This window comes from Amycolatopsis sp. BJA-103 (assembly GCF_002849735.1).
Classification (GTDB): Bacteria; Actinomycetota; Actinomycetes; order Mycobacteriales; family Pseudonocardiaceae; genus Amycolatopsis.
Window position 1 is genome coordinate 4,854,012 of record NZ_CP017780.1, and the last position, 15,626, is coordinate 4,869,637.

The following is a 15,626-nucleotide window of genomic DNA, read 5'->3' on the forward strand; positions in this document are numbered from 1 at the left end:
AGGCAGCGCCGGCGTGCTGGCACCTCATGTGGCGGGGTGGCGGCTCACGCACGTGCCGGTTGTCGACGATGAAGGAATCGGGACGTTGAGTGTCCCGATTCCTTCATCGTCGATGGGGGTCGGTCTGCTTCTCGGGGCTTGGGCCGAGCCGGAACCATTGGAATGGCAGTGTGCTTGATCGCGAGCCGCGATCAAGCACACTGCCATCATGACGCCCGGGAACCGCTCAAAGTATCCTGATCTGTTCGATTCTCACTCCGCCGGGGTGGCCGGGAAAGCTGAACAGGACCCATTTGTCCACCGGGTTTTCCGGCTGCCAGCGCCCGTCGCCGTACCACTGGACGCGATTGTTTCCGGTCCAGAACTTGTCCAGCCACATCGCTCCGCCGTTGCCCCACTTGTTGTAGACACTGTGCACTCCGGCGTTCGCGAAACACTGCTCGTAGCTCGAGTCGTTGATCGGATGCACCGTGATGTTCAGGAAGTCGTCCCTGCCTGCGCACGGAACGATGTCGGTCGCCTCCGCAACGCCGACCGGAATCACGATCGACATCGCGAGGGCGGCAACGGCGGACAGGACCAACTTTTTGACGTTCAGCGCCAACTGAATCCTCCTTGACCTGATTTTCCGGGCGTGATGAACCCGATTCGCATCACTGTCACATTATCGCGGTGATCGATGTCCACACGCGATACAAGCGCCGAAGAACTGCTCGCCGGGCCGATAGGCCTGACCACCGGAGGCGATCAGACTATCGCCAGTGATTGGATCTTCACTCCGCCGGGATTATTGGGGAATTCATACTGGGTCCACTTTTCCACGGGTACGTTCGGCTGCCAGCGCCCGTCACCAAACCACTGCACCCTGTTGTTTCCCGTCCAGAACCTGACCATCCACGCCGACCTTCCCCAATAGTCCTTCATGTCGATCTCACCCCCGTTCGCGAAACAGTAGGCACGATTGGGCCCTTCAGCCCAATGCACATAGACCATGAGGAAATCGTTCCGATTGTTGTCACATGCCACCTCGTTGGCCGCAGCCGCGGTACCGGCGGGAATTGTGCCAAAAATGGCGATTGTGGCCAGCGCGGTCAACGTCAACCTCTTGATATTTCGTTTCAACCAAACCTCCACGATAGGATTACGAATCGCCGAAGGCGGCCGATCTCGGCAGCCTGCGAGGTCGCTACCGCGTATCGCGACGCGATCCCCGTTGCGCGCGGCCGGACGTCACGCGCATCGACTCAGGTCAGCCGAGGCACCCGAGAGTCATGACGGACGACGCGGCTTCCGGCACGTCGGTCGGCTCGGAGTCCACGGTCATCTCTTGCAGGCCGAGGATGTTCATGGTCACTTCCTTTGTTCGGTGTGGGTTTGTTGTTTCTCGCGGTGACAACGCGACCGTCCCCGGGCGCGGACCACCGTGAGCTCATAGTGGGCCGGCGACCGTCAAGGACGGTCCTGGCACGGATCCCGCGATCGGGCGGGTCACCAGCCCAGGCACCAGGAGGTCGGCCAGCCGATTGACCCCCGAGGACAACGACGCGTGTACGAGGAGCAGTCCGGCCGAACCAGCGGTCAGGTCGCAACTGAGGCGGAGCAGCCCCTCGGCGGGAACCGCGATGCCCTCCGTCGTCCGGACGGCACGCGCGTGCATCTCCGCCACCGCGGCGGCCCGGACGTCGAGATCGGCCTCGGCGTCGGCTGCGGCGAGAGTGAGGGCCACCGCGCCCCAGTCGAGTGCCAGCAGTCCGGCCCACCCCAGCAGGGCGTGGGGTGTCACCGCTGACGATCCAGGTTCGGGGAAAGGGAGGGACCCGGCCAACCGGGCGAGGGTGTCACCGTGGGCGGAACCGCCCGAGCGCAGGTGGAAACCGAGATAGCCGACGATCGCGCCGAACCGGCCTGCGTCGAAGGTGTCACTGGTGAACACCCAGCGCTCGTGCGCGACGTAGTCCGCCAGGTCCCGTCCGCGAGGATGATCGAGCAGATCCAGCACCGTCGCGGTGCCCAGCGTACCGGCGAAACCGGGGGTGGCCGGCTCACGCACCGCCCACGCTCGCCGAGCGAGCCAGTCGACCCACGGTGCGGGAGGGGTGACCCCCGAGCACCGCCACGCCCACAGCACTCCCGCGGCACCGTCGAAGACATTCCTTCCCCGGTAGCCGGACGTGGACAGCGCCGAACCGGGAAACAGCAGATCATCGCGGTCGGGTGTCGCGCGCGCCGCGATGAAGGACCGCAGCGACTCGTCATCGACGACGCGGTGTTCGGCGGGCTCGACGCCCAGGAAATCCACCGCCTGGGCGAAGTCGGGGCCGCCGACCGGGTACCGGGCCTCGGCCAGGGCGTATCCGCGGGCCACGGCGGTGGGGTCGAGGGGGGCCAGCGACGGCAGGTCGTTGAACAGCCACAGCCGCAGGACGGCGATGGCGTGCGCGTCGACGTCGTCCTTGTCCGGCGCGAAGAAACCGGGCGCGCCGATGGCGTGGGGTCGTGGCCGGTCGATCGGGTAGGACGCTTCGAAGTCGATGAGGCGCACCGCGTCATCGGCGGTGAGCATGATGTTTCGCGAATGGATGTCGCCGATGACGACACCCGCTTCGTGCACCTTCTTCACGGCGGCGGCGACCTTGTCGAGCACGGCGCCGACCCACTCCGCATAGCTTTGCCCGCTGAGTCGCTCACGCCGATCGGCCGCGGCGGCGGCCAGTGTCTCCCCCTCGATGAATTCTTCGACGAGGAACCAGTGGTTCCACAGGCGTTCGATTCCGTGGACGCCGACCACCTCGGGCACCGCCCGGCATCGGCTCAACATCTGGAACTCGTGGTGCAGGAGCTCGACCGCGTCGGAACCGGAACCGAACGGAGCGGTGAAAGGCCTGGCCTCTTTGAGCAGCACACGACGTCCCGATGCGTCGGTGCCGCGATAAACGCCTCCCCCGTTGGAGAGGTGCAGGGCTTCGGTGGCCCGCACGCCGGAGCGGACCACCACCTGACCGGTCACCTCCTGCTGCCGGGCCAGGACGGCCTGAGGGGGACTGACGAAGTCCGGGACCGTGAACGCGACCCCGCGGGGGTCGGGCACCAGCCGACCGCGGTCGTCGCGGATGGCGGGGACCGGCGTTTCGGTGCCGGGCATGGTGAGCTCCCGATACGCGCCGTACCGGGTGAAGACCGGGCTGTCGTCCGACCAGCTCAGATCGTTGAGCACGTACGGACCCGGAAAGCCCCTGAGTTCTCTGGCGAGCGCGTCGAGCAGGTACACCGACTCGTCGTCGTCTCGCGGGTAGACGGTCAGGAACTTCCCGGACGAGACTCGAGGCGCGTATTTGCCGTTCATCGCGTCGAGCAGCGTCTTGCTGCGCAGGTACTTGAAATCGACTTTCCGTTCGGCGCACAGCGCCGCGGCGACGGCCAGCGTCGCCCGCGCCAGCGCCGGGGTGGTCGAGACGTGAATCTTCCAGCCCTGTTCGGGAAGTTCCTCCCCGAACGCCACCACGGTCCAGATGTTCCGGTGCGTCACCTGCGCATCGGCTGCCTGCACCGGGGGAAGAAAGCGCTCTTGCTCGTCATCGACGAGAAAAATCCGTTCGTGGAATCGTGGGCTCGCTATCATCGCGAGGCTCCAGTCCGTCCCTGCCATGGCGCTCCCACGTTTCTCCGGCGGACACGAAGTTTCACTACGCTTCAGCTGGTGAAAACACTAATGGCAGACACGGCGGGCGGGTAACAATTTGCCCCTTCCATGAACGGGAGCTGCCCCTTATTACATTACGAACTCTTTATATGCGCACGGCTGCCGCGTTCGCCGGGTCAGAATTCGAATGTCCGAAATGGAACTGAAATGACCAGCAGGCGAGGTTCCCCATGTCGCATCTGTGACGCTGAGCGTCTCCAATGCGACATGGGAACAATCGTGCGACGAGGCCGACACCTCGGGGATTACGGCTCGGTGGTGGGTTTCGGGCGGATCGTGCGGGCCGGGCGCCAGCGGCGGCGGTGGGCCGAGCCGACCAGCCTGGCCAGCCACACCAGCACGAACGAACCCCCGATCGCCGCGAGCACACCGGCCACCGCCAGCACGGTGTGCAGTTCCTCCGTGGCGGCCGGAGGCGGTGGCCGCAAGTCCGGGGGCCGGATCAGCGCACCGCTCTTTCCGGGCAACACCTCGGTCACCGCAGCCACCGGGTCGACCGTGCCCCAGCCGAGAGCCGGGTCGGGCACCGCGGCGGCGGGCGGGATCGCGGTGGCCCGCAACCGATCCCGCACTCCGGCAGCGTCGAGGTCACGGTGATAGGCCCGCACGAGCGCCGCCGTACCCGCCACGAACGGCGCCGCGTAGCTGGTCCCGCTGCCCTGCCAGTGCCCGGGACCGCCCGGGCCGATGCTGATCACGTCCTTGCCCGGCGCGGCCAGACCGACGTACCTGGCGACGGCCGAGGTCTCCACGTGCGCCCCGGCCGAGTCGACCGCACCCACCGCGAGCACCGACGGGAACGCCGCCGGGTAGGTCGCCTTGACGCCCTGCTCCTTTTCGTTGGCGACCGAGGCGACGACCACGACGTTCCGCTGCTCGGCATAGAGCACGGCGGCGGCCAGCTCCGGGCTCTGGTCCGTGGTCCCGGCGGACACGTTGATCACGCCGGCCCCGCCGTCCACCGCCCGGCGGATACCGTCCGCGAGCCGCTTCGGCGTCAGCGAACCGGCCTTGTCGTTGTCCATCGTGGTGGCCACCCGGATCGGCAGGATCGTGACCGCGGGCGCCACCCCGGCGAAACCGCTGCCCGCCACGGGGGCGGCGCCGACGATCCCGGCGACGAACGTGCCGTGGCCGAGGCAGTCGTCGTTGGCGGCGCCGTTCGCGGTCACGTCCGCTCCAGCCGATACCCGGCCGCCGAACTGTGCGTTGGCCGCGTCCACCCCCGTGTCCACGACGGCGACTGTGACGCCCTCGCCCTTGCTGAGCGGCCACACCTGCTGTGGCTGCAACATGTGCTGCGGCCACGGTGTGCGCACCGCGGTCTCCTGTGGCGGAGGCAGGCACTCCTGCGGGCGTTCCGGCAACGGCTGCGGCTCGCCCTGGGCGTGCGCGGGTACCGGCGTGACGGCCAGCAACACGGCCAGCGTCGCGGCGTACCCGGACAGGCGGCGCACCGCGGTCATGACGCCGTCTCCATGGGCATCCGGTCTCGCTGCGCGATGTCGGCCCGCACCTGAAGCAGCGATGTGGTCAGCCTGGCCACCGCACCTCCATCGTCCATCAGGCGGATCGCCGCCTCCTGTCGCTTCGCCAGTACCCGGTCCAACCGCTCCAGAACAGCCAGGTCCCTGGCGTCCAGCTCCGTCGAGCCCGGCGACTCCCCCGGAGCGAGCTCCCGCAGCAACACGGCGTCCCTCGGCGCGGCCGGGCTACCCGGTTCGTGATCCGGCTGGCCTTCGGCCGTACGCACCGCGAGCGCCTTGAACCTCGCCCCGGCCATGAAGATCGTCTCGTTCAACGCACCGCCGGGCAGCAACTCGGTGGTCCGGCGGGCCGTGCTCGGCCAGATCAGCACGTCGAAAGCCGCGTCGGGCAAGGTGACGTCCAGTTCCGTACTGGCGCTGAGAAATCCGGGCTCGGTCAGCACCGTGCCCGGTGCGCCGTGCCGCTCGACCGCGTCCGCCGAGAGGCCTTGGCGCAGGACCGGACGGCGGTGGGTGGGCAGCCTGCGGACCCCGGAGACCAGGCACGGCAGGTGCCCGTCCAGTGGCGGGTCCTGGCCCGTGTGCACGGCGTCGTTGAGCGCGGGACCCGCACCGTCGCCGGTACCGAAGTAGAGGTACACGGCCACGTAGTCGGTCTTGACGCCGTGGTCGTTCTCCTGCCGCAGGGACGGCCAGGACGCCATCGCCGCGTTCACCGCGGCCAGCGCCTCGGCGAACCGCTCCCCGGCGGCCTCGGCGAGCCGGGCCTGCTCCGCCGTGGTGCTGGCCCGGTCCGGCAGGTCCAGCGCGACCACCGGGACCGGGGCGGATGGCTCGGGCCGCTCCGCCGGTTCGACGGCCCGCGGCTCCGCCGGGTGGGCGACCACCTCCTCCGCCCATGCCTCGGTCGCCGTCTCCGCGGGCTCCGGCACGGTCGGCGCCACGGCGCTGCCGAAACTGCTCACCGATCCGGCAGGCACACCTGACACAGTGGCCACCGGAATCGGTGAGGGGGTCACGATCCGGTGTCCGGTCGCCGCGGGCCGGACGGCCGGTGCGGCCGCGGGCTCGGGGTCCGGGCCGGGTGCCGTCTCCTCGGCTGTGTCGTCGGCGAGCACGGCTGCACACAACTCGGGGGTGGAGAGCGCGCCGTGCTCGATAGCCGCCACGGCGCCCTCGTCGAGAGTGCCGGCCAGACTCACGCTCAGCGCGGCGCGCTGGTCGCCGTTCAGGCCTGCCAGCAACCGATCCGCGGCGCGGAGCAGGGCGAAGCCGACCCGTTCACCCGGCACGCCGATGGTCAGGGTCCACACCGCCGGGTCGAACGGCGCGGGCGGGGTGAACTCGGGTGATCCGGCCGGCCGGATCACCACACCCGAGGGCACCACGTCGGCCACGTGCGCTGTCTGCCCGTCCTCGTCGGAAGGACACCACGATCGCGGCCCGTGCCGGATCCAGCCGGGCGGTGGCTCCGTCACGGCGAGCACCTCCTGGTCCCCCGTACCCGCGGGTTGCCTGAGCACGGTGGGAAGCGGCCGGAACCGTCGTGCGCCCGCCACATCCGGCACGACCGTGTGCAGCATCCCGGTCGCCGAGGCGCGCTGCGTGCCGGTACTGAACACGACCTCCTCGCCCAGCACCATGGCCAGCTCCGCCTGCCAGACGTGGGCCGCGACGTCCGGATGGCCGGGGACCAGCTGGAACCGGCCGAGCCGCAGCTCGCCGAGCACACTCGCCACCTGTTCCGGTGCCGGGACCGGCCCGGCGTCACCGACGACGACCTTCGGCAGCCGGTGGTCGACCGGCACCACGAACGTTCCCTCGACGTGCTCCGTCGGCGCCCAGCTGTGCCGGACGGCGACCCCGGCGGGAACCGGCAGCGCGACGGCACCCCTCGTGGCCACCGGCTCAGCGGGCAACGCCCGTTCCCACGCCGGGGCCGGGTACCGGGTGCCCGCCCATCGGCCGGGCAGCCCCGGTCGGAAGCGGTACCACCCGGTGCCGCCGGTGCCGTACCCCGCGTACATCGCGGCCCCCGGCACGGCGACCGGTACGCCGTCCGGGGCGAGGATGTCCACGCCGAGATCGTGGCTGGCCGACCACACGCCGTCCGGCGTCCTGGCCAGCCCGGCCGCGCCGAGCCAGATCGCGCCGACCTCCACTGCCCTGTCCCGGCTCGCCAGCATGGCCCGGAGCAGCGAGCCGAGTTGCACACCCACCGAAGGCTCGCCCGCGACCCGTCGCGTGGCCAGCACGAACAGCTGGCCTGGTACGGCGGGCGCCCAGGTGAGAAACGCCTCCGTCCAGGCGGGCTCCTCCCGGTGCCGCACCAGCACGTGCGGCCCCCGCCACTCCCCGACCAGACTCATGCCGGTTGCCCGGTCTCGGCGTCCAGGTCGGCGGCGGTCAGCTTGGTGAGCTCGGCCGGTTCCACCGACGTGGCGCCTGCCAGGCGGGACGCCTGGTGGTCGGCCATCCGTTCGAACACGCGGCGGGCGGTGCGGCCGTTGCCGAACGTGCCGTCCTTGGGAATCTTGTCGAAATAGCGGGACAGCGCGTCGGCGGCTCCCTCGTCCAGCCGGTAGTCGTGTTTCTGGCACAGCGAGCGGACGATGGTCACCAGCTCGTCCGGCGTGTAGTTGACGAACTCGATGGTGCGGCTGAACCGGGACTCCATCCCGGGGTTGGCCGCGAGGAACTGCTCCATCTCGGCCGAGTAGCCCGCCACCACCACGACCACGTCGTCGCGGTGGTCCTCCATCAGTTTCACCAGCGTGTCGATGGCCTCGCGGCCGAAGTCGGGCCCGGTGCCGCCGCCCCCGCTGCTGAGTGTGTAGGCCTCGTCGATGAACAGCACACCGCCCAGCGCGCTGGTGAACGCCTCGGTGGTCTTGATCGCCGTGCCACCGATGATCTGGGCGACGAGGTCCGCTCTGGCCACCTCGACCAGATGCCCGGACCGCAGCACGCCGAGCTGGGCCAGGATGCGTCCGTACAGCCGGGCCACGGTCGTCTTGCCGGTGCCGGGTGCCCCGGCGAACACCAGGTGCCGCGACATCGGCGGGGCGGAAAGGCCCGCGTCGATCCGCCGCTGGGCCATCTTGTTCAGGTTGACCAGGGAGGTGACCTCGGCCTTGACGCCGGCCAGCCCGACCAGGTCGTGCAGTTCGGCGAGCGGGTCCTTGCCCGAGTTCGGGCGCGTCGCGGGCCGCGAATCGGTCCCGCCGGTCCCTTGAGGCCCGGTGGGTGCCGCGTGCCTGGGCGCGTCAGCGGTCACCGCGACGCCGTACGCGTCGGACCCGACGTTGCCGCTACTGGTCAGCCGGTTGACTTCGATCGCGGCACCGGCCACGGTCTGCCGGAGGCCGCTGCCGTGGTTGTCCCGCACCACACAGTCCACAACGGACACCGTGTCGTCGGTTTCCACCCTGATCCCGTCGGCGGATCCGCCGCTGAACTCCGATTCGGTCACCTTGCCGGACGCGCCGGGCTCGAACCTCAGCCCCGTACCACCGCTGCCGTGCACCCGGCTTTTGGTCAGCGAAAGGTCACCGCCCGCCCGGACGAGCACACCGTCCCCGCCCGTCCCGGTGATGTCGGCGTCGGTGAGCGCCAACGTCGCCTCGGCGACGACCACGGCCGACGTCCCGGCCCCCTTCACGCTCAGCCCGCTCACCGCGGGACGGGCACCACCGGCCACCACCAGGCCCGCCGCCGCCGCGCCATCGATCTCCACCCGGTCCAGCCGTCCTCGTGCCTCCCCGGTGACGGCGATCGCCGTGTCCCGGCTGTCCCGCACGTAGAGCCGCTGGAAGAACGGGTCCGCACCTTCGTCGACGTACACGCCGACGGTGCACTCCCGCACGTCGACGCCGTCGAACTCGGGCACGCTCCGCTCGGTCACCCCGATACCCGCTCCGTCCACATCGGATATCTCGACGCCGCTGACCACACCGCCGGACCGGTCGGCGAAATGCAGTCCCCTGCCCCCGGCACCCCGGATCCGGCAGCCGCGTAGCTGTGGTGCGCAGGACTCGGCCACGTAGACGCCTTCCGCCGAGCTACCCTCCACCCGGCAGTCCTCCAGCAGGATCGACCCGGTACTGGCCAGGAACCAGCCGAGGGCACCGGTGTCCGCCACCGTCACCCTGGTCGCGGTCAGACTGGCCTGCTGCTCCACCGCGACCGCCGGTTTGCCCGAGTCCCGTACCGTGCTGTCCTCGACGATGAGCGTGCTCTGGCCGTTGAGGAAGATCCCGTTGCCTTCCGCCGAGTCCACCGTGCAGGAACGCATCAGGAGGCCGCCGTCCCCGGCGACGACCACGCCGGAGGTGCCGAGGCCGGACAACGTGCAGCCATCCAGCACACCGCCCTTGCCCGCCGCGACGACCACCCCGGCGCCCGCTGGATTGCGCACCGAGCACTCGCGCATCAGCACGGTCCCGCCGTCGCACGCGTACACCGCCGCCCAGCTCACCGCCCGCACCTCGCATTCGGTGAGGCTGAGCTGCCCGCCGGGAACGAAGATCGCAGGCGTCTCCTCGTCGGAGGACACGATCGTCAACCCGGACAGGGCCGCGGAGTCCGTGGCGAGCACGACGGCGGAGCCGGAACTCGCCGCGAGCCGGACGGTCCCCGGCCCGCTTTCCGCGGTGATCGTCACCGGTTTGGTCAGCACCACCTGCTCGCTGTAGTGGCCCGGCTCGACGAGGATCAAGGCGCCGTTCGGGGCGTAGGCGACGGCCTCGCCGATACTGCGGTAGCCCTGGCCCGCCGGGGAAACCGTGATGGTGTGTCTCATGCTCGCTCCTCCGCGCACCCGCCCTGTCACGCGCTCACCCGCTCCAGCCGCCCGCCGAGGCTGGCCGCGGCCAGCTCGTGCCGGGTGCGACAGCCAGTCTGCAAATACAGTCGCGTCAGGTGTTTCTCCACCGTCTTCTCGCTGATCAGCATCGTGGCCGCGATCTGCCGGTTCGACATTCCACTTTGGACCAGGTGGACGATCTGCTGTTCCACTTCGGAGAGCTCGTGCGGCCGGTCACGGGACGACGGCGCGGAGACGCCGCGATCGGCCATCACCCTCTTGACCTTCGCCCGCAGCGATGTGCCGCCCAAGGTCGTCGCGAGCCGGTAACCCTCGTACAGCCACGGCCGCGGCTCGGCGGTGACCAGCCCGGTCGCCAGCAACGCCCACACCCGGTCCGGCTGGTGACCACGGCGGCGAGCCATCGACTCGCTCGCCCGCACCCACGTGGCGACTCCGTGCACCAGGCCGTGCGCCAGCGCCCACGCCTCACGCGACCGGGGACTGAGTTCCCGGCGATGCCTGGCTTCCACCTCGGCGAGCACCCGCAGGGCGACCCGGCGGGAGCCCTGTTCCACCGCGATCACCGCGAGCCGCGACAACAGTTCGACCGTGCCGGGCCCGGTTCCGCCGTCGGCCCGGTAGGCGGCCCACCCGGCGGTGATCGCGCCGGGACCGTCCCCGGCGAGGTAGAGGCGCCCGCTGTCGACCCAGCCGCGCATCGCGCCGAGTGGGGCGTGGGCGGGCACGTCGTCCAGCCAGCCGGCCGCCTCCCGGTCCGCCCCTCGCCAGGTGCACATCTCGGCGGCGAGCAACCTGGCGAACTCCATGCCGAGCGGGTCCCCGGTTCCGGTCAGCGCAACCTCCCTGGCCGCGCTCAACGCGGCGGGCCATCGGCCAGCCGCATAGTCCTGGCACATCCGGTGAAAGGCGGCCAGCGGTCCGGTCGCGGGTACCTCGTAGACAGTGCCCAGCACGGCCCGCAGCACCGGGACCAGGTCGCGCCGGGCGCAGGCGATCGCCATCTCCGGGCCGAGCCGTGGCCGTCCGTCCCGCTCGCCGGTCAGCGGCGTGAACGCCCGCTCGATGTCCGCCGGGGTGATCGGCTCCCCCGCGAACCAGCGGTCGCACAGGTCCGCCGCGGGGCCGGATCGGACCGGCAGCGGCACCCGCCTGCCGAGGTGGATCGCGGCCAGCGCCCCGGCCGCCGCCGTCGCGCTGTCGCCGCCGGACCCCGGCCCTGCCACCAGTTTCGCCAGCGGCTCGTACCGTCCGGACCGCAGGAGCGACCCGATCGCCTCCGCTCGCGCCGAACCGGGCGTGCTCACCCCTTGCCGCCACCGCGGCCGGGCCCGCGCCAGCTCGACCAGCGTCGGCTGAACGGGCAGAGCGTCTCCGGCCAGCGCCGCGTGCTCGAGCAGGGGCAGCTCGTCCGGGCCGCCGTGGAAGGCGTCGTTCAGCATGGCGCGGGCGATACCGGCGTGCAGGTGCCGGACGGCGTCGGCACCCGCACGCTCGATCACCGCGTCGGCGAGTGCGGGGTGGCGCACGTGCAGCCGGGCGGAGCGATCGGTGGACAGCACGCCGTCCAGCACGAGCCGGTCGAGCGTGCGCCCGCACTCCGGCAACGGTGTCGCGGTCGCCACGGCGAAGGCGGGCAACTGGGCGAGCCCGAACGTGGCCCCGCTCGCGGCCAGCAGAACCAGGCCGGTGCCGACCTCGCCGAGCTGCCGCAGTCGCTCCAGCCGCGGATGCCCGTCCGGCAGCGGGATCGGTGCCCCTGGGTCGCGCAGGCACAAATGGTGACCCACGACGGCGAACCGGCCCCGGCTACGCAGATCGGCCAGGACGGGAAGCAACGTGCCCGGATTGCCCAGCAGATCGCCGAGGCGGGCCCGCAGCGCACTCGGCACGCCTGGATCGGCCGGTGCCCCACCGACCTGCCGGATCAGCGTCCGGATGTCGTCTTCGGACAGCGGGGGAAGGTCGATCACGTGCTGGGCAAGCGGTTCCAGGGTCGGCTCGACAACCGGACGCGCGTCTTCGCGGGTGGCGGTGACGACTACCGGCACTCCGGCCCGCCGCGCCAGCCGCAGCAGCACGGCGGGCCGCGGGATCCGGTCGGCGTCGTCGATCAGGATCGCCGTTTTCCCGCCCAGCGCGGAAAGCAGGGCGGCGAGCGCACCGAGCAACGCGGCCCTGCGCTCAGCCCGATAGGCCTCGGGTGTCCACAGTCGACCGAGCTCGCTCAGGGCGGCGAGCAGGTCCGGTCCGGCGTCGATCTCCTCGAACCGCTCCCGGACCCCGGCGAGCAAAGGAAAGATTCCGAACGGGTCCTGCTCCATCGAGCCACTTGTGCGCAGCGACAGGGCCGGTCGGCCCTGTGTGGCCAGCGTCGTACCCAGCCGGGACAGCACCTCGGACTTTCCGCTGCCTGCCACGCCCCGCACCAGTGTCACGACGGGCTGCCGCGCGTGCTCGCGCAGGGCGGCGAGTTCTTTCTCGCGCCCGACGAAACCGGTGCCCGTCCGTCCCATGCGCGCCTTCCTCCCTGGTTTCGAGCGGTTCTTGGGGTTCTGTCGTCCAGACACACCCGTAGTGGCGCTTTTCCTTCATTTAGCCAACCCGGCTCATCTGGACAAAGCCGCCCGGCGGATCAGTGTCTTTCGGCCACCCCTTTCGGGTTTGTCAGGGCAACCCCGCGCTTGGTGCGACAAAGGAAAGACCGTCGCCGCTCAGGTGAGCGCGATTGTCAGGACGGACACAAGTGCTGGTCCGAACAGGAACCTGTGGGTTCCCGTGCACCCGGTCGGCACGTAGTTGGGCGAGCATTCGCCTATGGACGAGCTGCTCGACGTGATCGGCCGCCCGGACCTGCCGTCGCTGATCGTGGTCACCGGGCCGGCCGGAATCGGCCGGACCACGCTGCTGACGACGGTGCGGGAAGAACTCGCCGCGCGCGGCCGGCACACGGCCGCGATGCGGTTCAGCCCCGATTCGGACGCCATCCCCGGCTACCTCCCGGACCGGTGGTCTGATCACCGGGATTCACCGTGGCCGGTGGCCGGACCGGTCACCGGCGCGTTCGACGACCCGGCCCTCGCCTATTTCACCGCGGCCGGCATGGCCGCAACGCTGCTGGCGGCCGAAAGGGCGGTCCTGCTCATCGACGACGCGCAGTGGATGGACCGGGATGACATCGCCGTGCTGGAGCAGCTCGCCCGCAGGCTGGCGGGCACGGCGGTGAGCTGTGTGTGCGCGGTGCGGGTCCCGGCGATCGCGAGGGACGGCGACCTCCGGAGGGCGGCCATCCGCAGGTTGCGGCGGGACGGCTTGGTCCATACCGTCCGGCTGCGCGGGCTTCGCCGCGACGAGGTCGCCGCCGAGCTGGCCTCGATGCTCCGGCACACGCCCGATGCCGCCCTGGTCGACCATGTACATCGCGGCAGCCGAGGCATCCCTTCCGCACTGCACGACTCGGTCGAGACGCTGCGACAGACCGGCTCGATCCGGCTCGCGGCCGGGCATGCCTACCTCGACCGCGCTGAAGAACCCGACGGACCCATCGGCCACCGCAGGCTCACCACGGCCATGCTGGAGCTGGGACCGGACTCGTGGACCGCCGCCAAGGCGGTCGCCGTCCTGCACCCGCTCGGCTCGGCGTTGCCCCGGCTGCTCGCCGAAGCACTCGCCTGCACCGAAGCCGAGGCCTCCGACCGGATCGCGGTGTTGCGCCAAGCCGGTGTGCTGCACCGTGGCCTGGCCGGGACGACATGGCGCTTCCCGATTCCCCTGGTCGCGACCGCACTGCTCGGCTCTCTCGGACCGTACGAGAAGCAGCACCTCGCCAGGATCGCCGTCACCGCCCTGTGGTCGGGTGCCGCACACTGCGCCGACCCGGACTACCTTGCCGATCAGATCGCGGCCGCGGGCAGGCTCGTCGACCCGGCACCGGCTCGCGCCACGCTGCTGGCCCGTGCGGAAGCGGCGCTGTCCGACCGGCCGGCGACGGCCAGGCGCTGGCTGCGTGCCGCCGCCGACCTCGCGGAGGACGTCGAGCAGTACGCGAGCATCACCCTCCGGCAGGTGCTTGCCGGTTACCTGGCCGGAGACACCGACGGCTGCCTGGACGAGACGGCCTCCCTGCTGGAGCACTGCCCGGAGCAGCTCACCCGCGACGCCGTCCAGAGTCTGCAGCTGATGGCGGTGTTCACCCGGTACGCCAAGGGCGATTTCGACACCCTCCGGCGGATCGCCGAGCGGCGCCGGGACCGGCCGCACGGCCCCCCTCCAGGACCGGTGCCCAGAGCGATGGCGTTGAGCCTGCTGGACCGCTGGGCCGAAGCGAGAAGTTTGCTCACGAGGACGGCGGAAACCTGGCGCGGCACCGAGACCTCTGCTCTGTTCGGCATCTGCCTGCACTCGCTCGCCGAGTTCTGGAGTGGCCGGACGAGGGAGCTCGAACCCACCCTGCGGCCGGGCGATGACCCGCTCTCGCGCACCGTCGAACCGCTCCGGTCACAGCTGGTCGACGCGTACGCGGCCGGGCTGCTGGCCACCGGCGACCTGAGCGGCACCGAGAAGCTGCTGACCGACTCGGATGTTCCGGCCGAGCAGCTGAACCCGTCCGGCAGGGCGCTGCTGGCGGCGATGCACGGGTGGGCAGGACAGGCGATCGAGCTCGGCCGCCGCTGCGTGGCCACGGCCCCGCTGCGAGGCGGCGATCCCGGCCGTGCACCGATGTTGTTGCAGGTCACCGAGCTGCTGGTCGCGCAAGGGCGACTCACCAACGCCAGGGAGATGCTGGCGAGCGGCCGGTCGGCGGGCCCACCGCTGGCGCACCTTCTCGACTGTGCCGAAGCACTCATCCACCACACCCTCGGCGAGCCGGACGACGCGACCGGCAGGCTCCGGCAGGCCCTCGATGCGGCGGCTGCGAACGAGCTGCTCGTCGGCACCGACCTGTGCTGGTCACTGCTCACCGAGCTCTCGCTGGCTCGCGGCGACCGGGACACCGCGGCGCGGTGCCTCGTGGAGATCGACCGGGTCGCCGAGGCGATGCCCGACGGACGTGCCGCCACGCACGCGTTGCTGATCCGGGCGACGGTGACCGGAGACCGCGCGGCGGCCGAAGCCTGCCTCCGGCTCGTCAGGGAACGCGGGCAACCGTTCGAGGTGGCAAGGTCGATCTCCCGGCTGGCCGGTGGCGGGCTCGGCGACCCGGCCCTGCTCACCGAGGCCTATGAGCTTTTCGGCGGATTGGACGCCCTGCTGGAGCGGGCGTGGCTGCGCAACCTGATGCGGGCGCACGATGTCCCGATCCCTGGTCGGCGGGAAACCGTGGCCGAGAACGAGCGGCTACTGGGCCTGCTGGTGTCCGAAGGGCTGAGCAACAAGGAAATCGCACAGATGCTGCGGACCAGCGGCAAGAGCGTCGAAGGCCGGCTGAGCAGGCTGTTCACCCGCACCGGCCTCACTTCCCGGATCGAGCTGGCGAGAGCGCTGCTGGGCGATGCCTTCCCGGGTTAGCCGACCGTCGCTGCCGAGGGATTTCCCTACATGGCGCGGACGTGCGGGCAACGGCGGGCCGACCTCACGGGTCCGACCGTAGGTTTGTCCTAGTAGACACAAGACG

General features: G+C 70.7%; 8 protein-coding genes. 1 reads left to right on the forward strand and 7 read right to left on the reverse strand.

Features of this window, described 5'->3' with window-relative positions:
* Positions 1 to 226: 226 nt before the first annotated feature.
* From BKN51_RS20920 to BKN51_RS20945, 7 genes are all read right to left on the reverse strand, one after another.
* Complete coding sequence (locus tag BKN51_RS20920) at positions 227 to 604, reverse strand: hypothetical protein (RefSeq protein WP_199193049.1); 378 nt, start codon at positions 602 to 604, stop codon at positions 227 to 229.
* A gap of 143 nt (positions 605 to 747) precedes the next feature.
* Positions 748 to 1,095 (reverse strand): hypothetical protein, encoded by a 348-nt coding sequence (locus BKN51_RS43190; RefSeq protein ID WP_146044362.1) that lies wholly within the window; start codon positions 1,093 to 1,095, stop codon positions 748 to 750.
* A gap of 334 nt (positions 1,096 to 1,429) precedes the next feature.
* Positions 1,430 to 3,547: a class III lanthionine synthetase LanKC N-terminal domain-containing protein gene (locus tag BKN51_RS20925; protein WP_158255776.1), complete on the reverse strand. Its 2,118-nt coding sequence runs from the start codon at positions 3,545 to 3,547 to the stop codon at positions 1,430 to 1,432.
* A gap of 398 nt (positions 3,548 to 3,945) precedes the next feature.
* Positions 3,946 to 5,166, reverse strand: a complete 1,221-nt coding sequence (gene mycP / locus BKN51_RS20930) for a type VII secretion-associated serine protease mycosin (protein ID WP_101609245.1) — start codon at positions 5,164 to 5,166, stop codon at positions 3,946 to 3,948.
* On the reverse strand, positions 5,163 to 7,556 hold the full coding sequence (locus tag BKN51_RS20935; protein ID WP_101609246.1) for a hypothetical protein: 2,394 nt from the start codon (positions 7,554 to 7,556) through the stop codon (positions 5,163 to 5,165). Before BKN51_RS20935 ends, mycP begins: the two co-directional genes overlap by 4 nt.
* Positions 7,553 to 9,988, reverse strand: coding sequence for a right-handed parallel beta-helix repeat-containing protein (locus tag BKN51_RS20940; protein ID WP_101609247.1), 2,436 nt, complete (start codon positions 9,986 to 9,988; stop codon positions 7,553 to 7,555). The genes BKN51_RS20935 and BKN51_RS20940 overlap by 4 nt, the downstream gene beginning before the upstream one ends.
* A 26-nt stretch (positions 9,989 to 10,014) precedes the next feature.
* Positions 10,015 to 12,528 carry a helix-turn-helix transcriptional regulator gene (locus BKN51_RS20945; protein ID WP_101609248.1) on the reverse strand — a complete coding sequence of 838 codons (2,514 nt, stop codon included), beginning with the start codon at positions 12,526 to 12,528 and terminating at the stop codon, positions 10,015 to 10,017.
* A 301-nt stretch (positions 12,529 to 12,829) separates the two neighbouring features.
* Between BKN51_RS20945 and BKN51_RS20950 the strand changes: the two genes are divergently transcribed.
* Positions 12,830 to 15,520, forward strand: a complete 2,691-nt coding sequence (locus BKN51_RS20950) for an AAA family ATPase (protein WP_101609249.1) — start codon at positions 12,830 to 12,832, stop codon at positions 15,518 to 15,520.
* Positions 15,521 to 15,626: the final 106 nt, after the last annotated feature.

Excerpts from the sequence above, each read along its gene's own strand:
- mycP (WP_101609245.1), bottom strand. The coding sequence starts at position 5,166 with ATGACCGCGGTGCGCCGCCTGTCCGGGTACGCCGCGACGCTGGCCGTG.
- BKN51_RS20935 (WP_101609246.1), bottom strand. The coding sequence starts at position 7,556 with ATGAGTCTGGTCGGGGAGTGGCGGGGGCCGCACGTGCTGGTGCGGCAC.
- BKN51_RS20940 (WP_101609247.1), bottom strand. The coding sequence starts at position 9,988 with ATGAGACACACCATCACGGTTTCCCCGGCGGGCCAGGGCTACCGCAGT.
- BKN51_RS20945 (WP_101609248.1), bottom strand. The coding sequence starts at position 12,528 with ATGGGACGGACGGGCACCGGTTTCGTCGGGCGCGAGAAAGAACTCGCC.
- BKN51_RS20950 (WP_101609249.1), top strand. The coding sequence starts at position 12,830 with ATGGACGAGCTGCTCGACGTGATCGGCCGCCCGGACCTGCCGTCGCTG.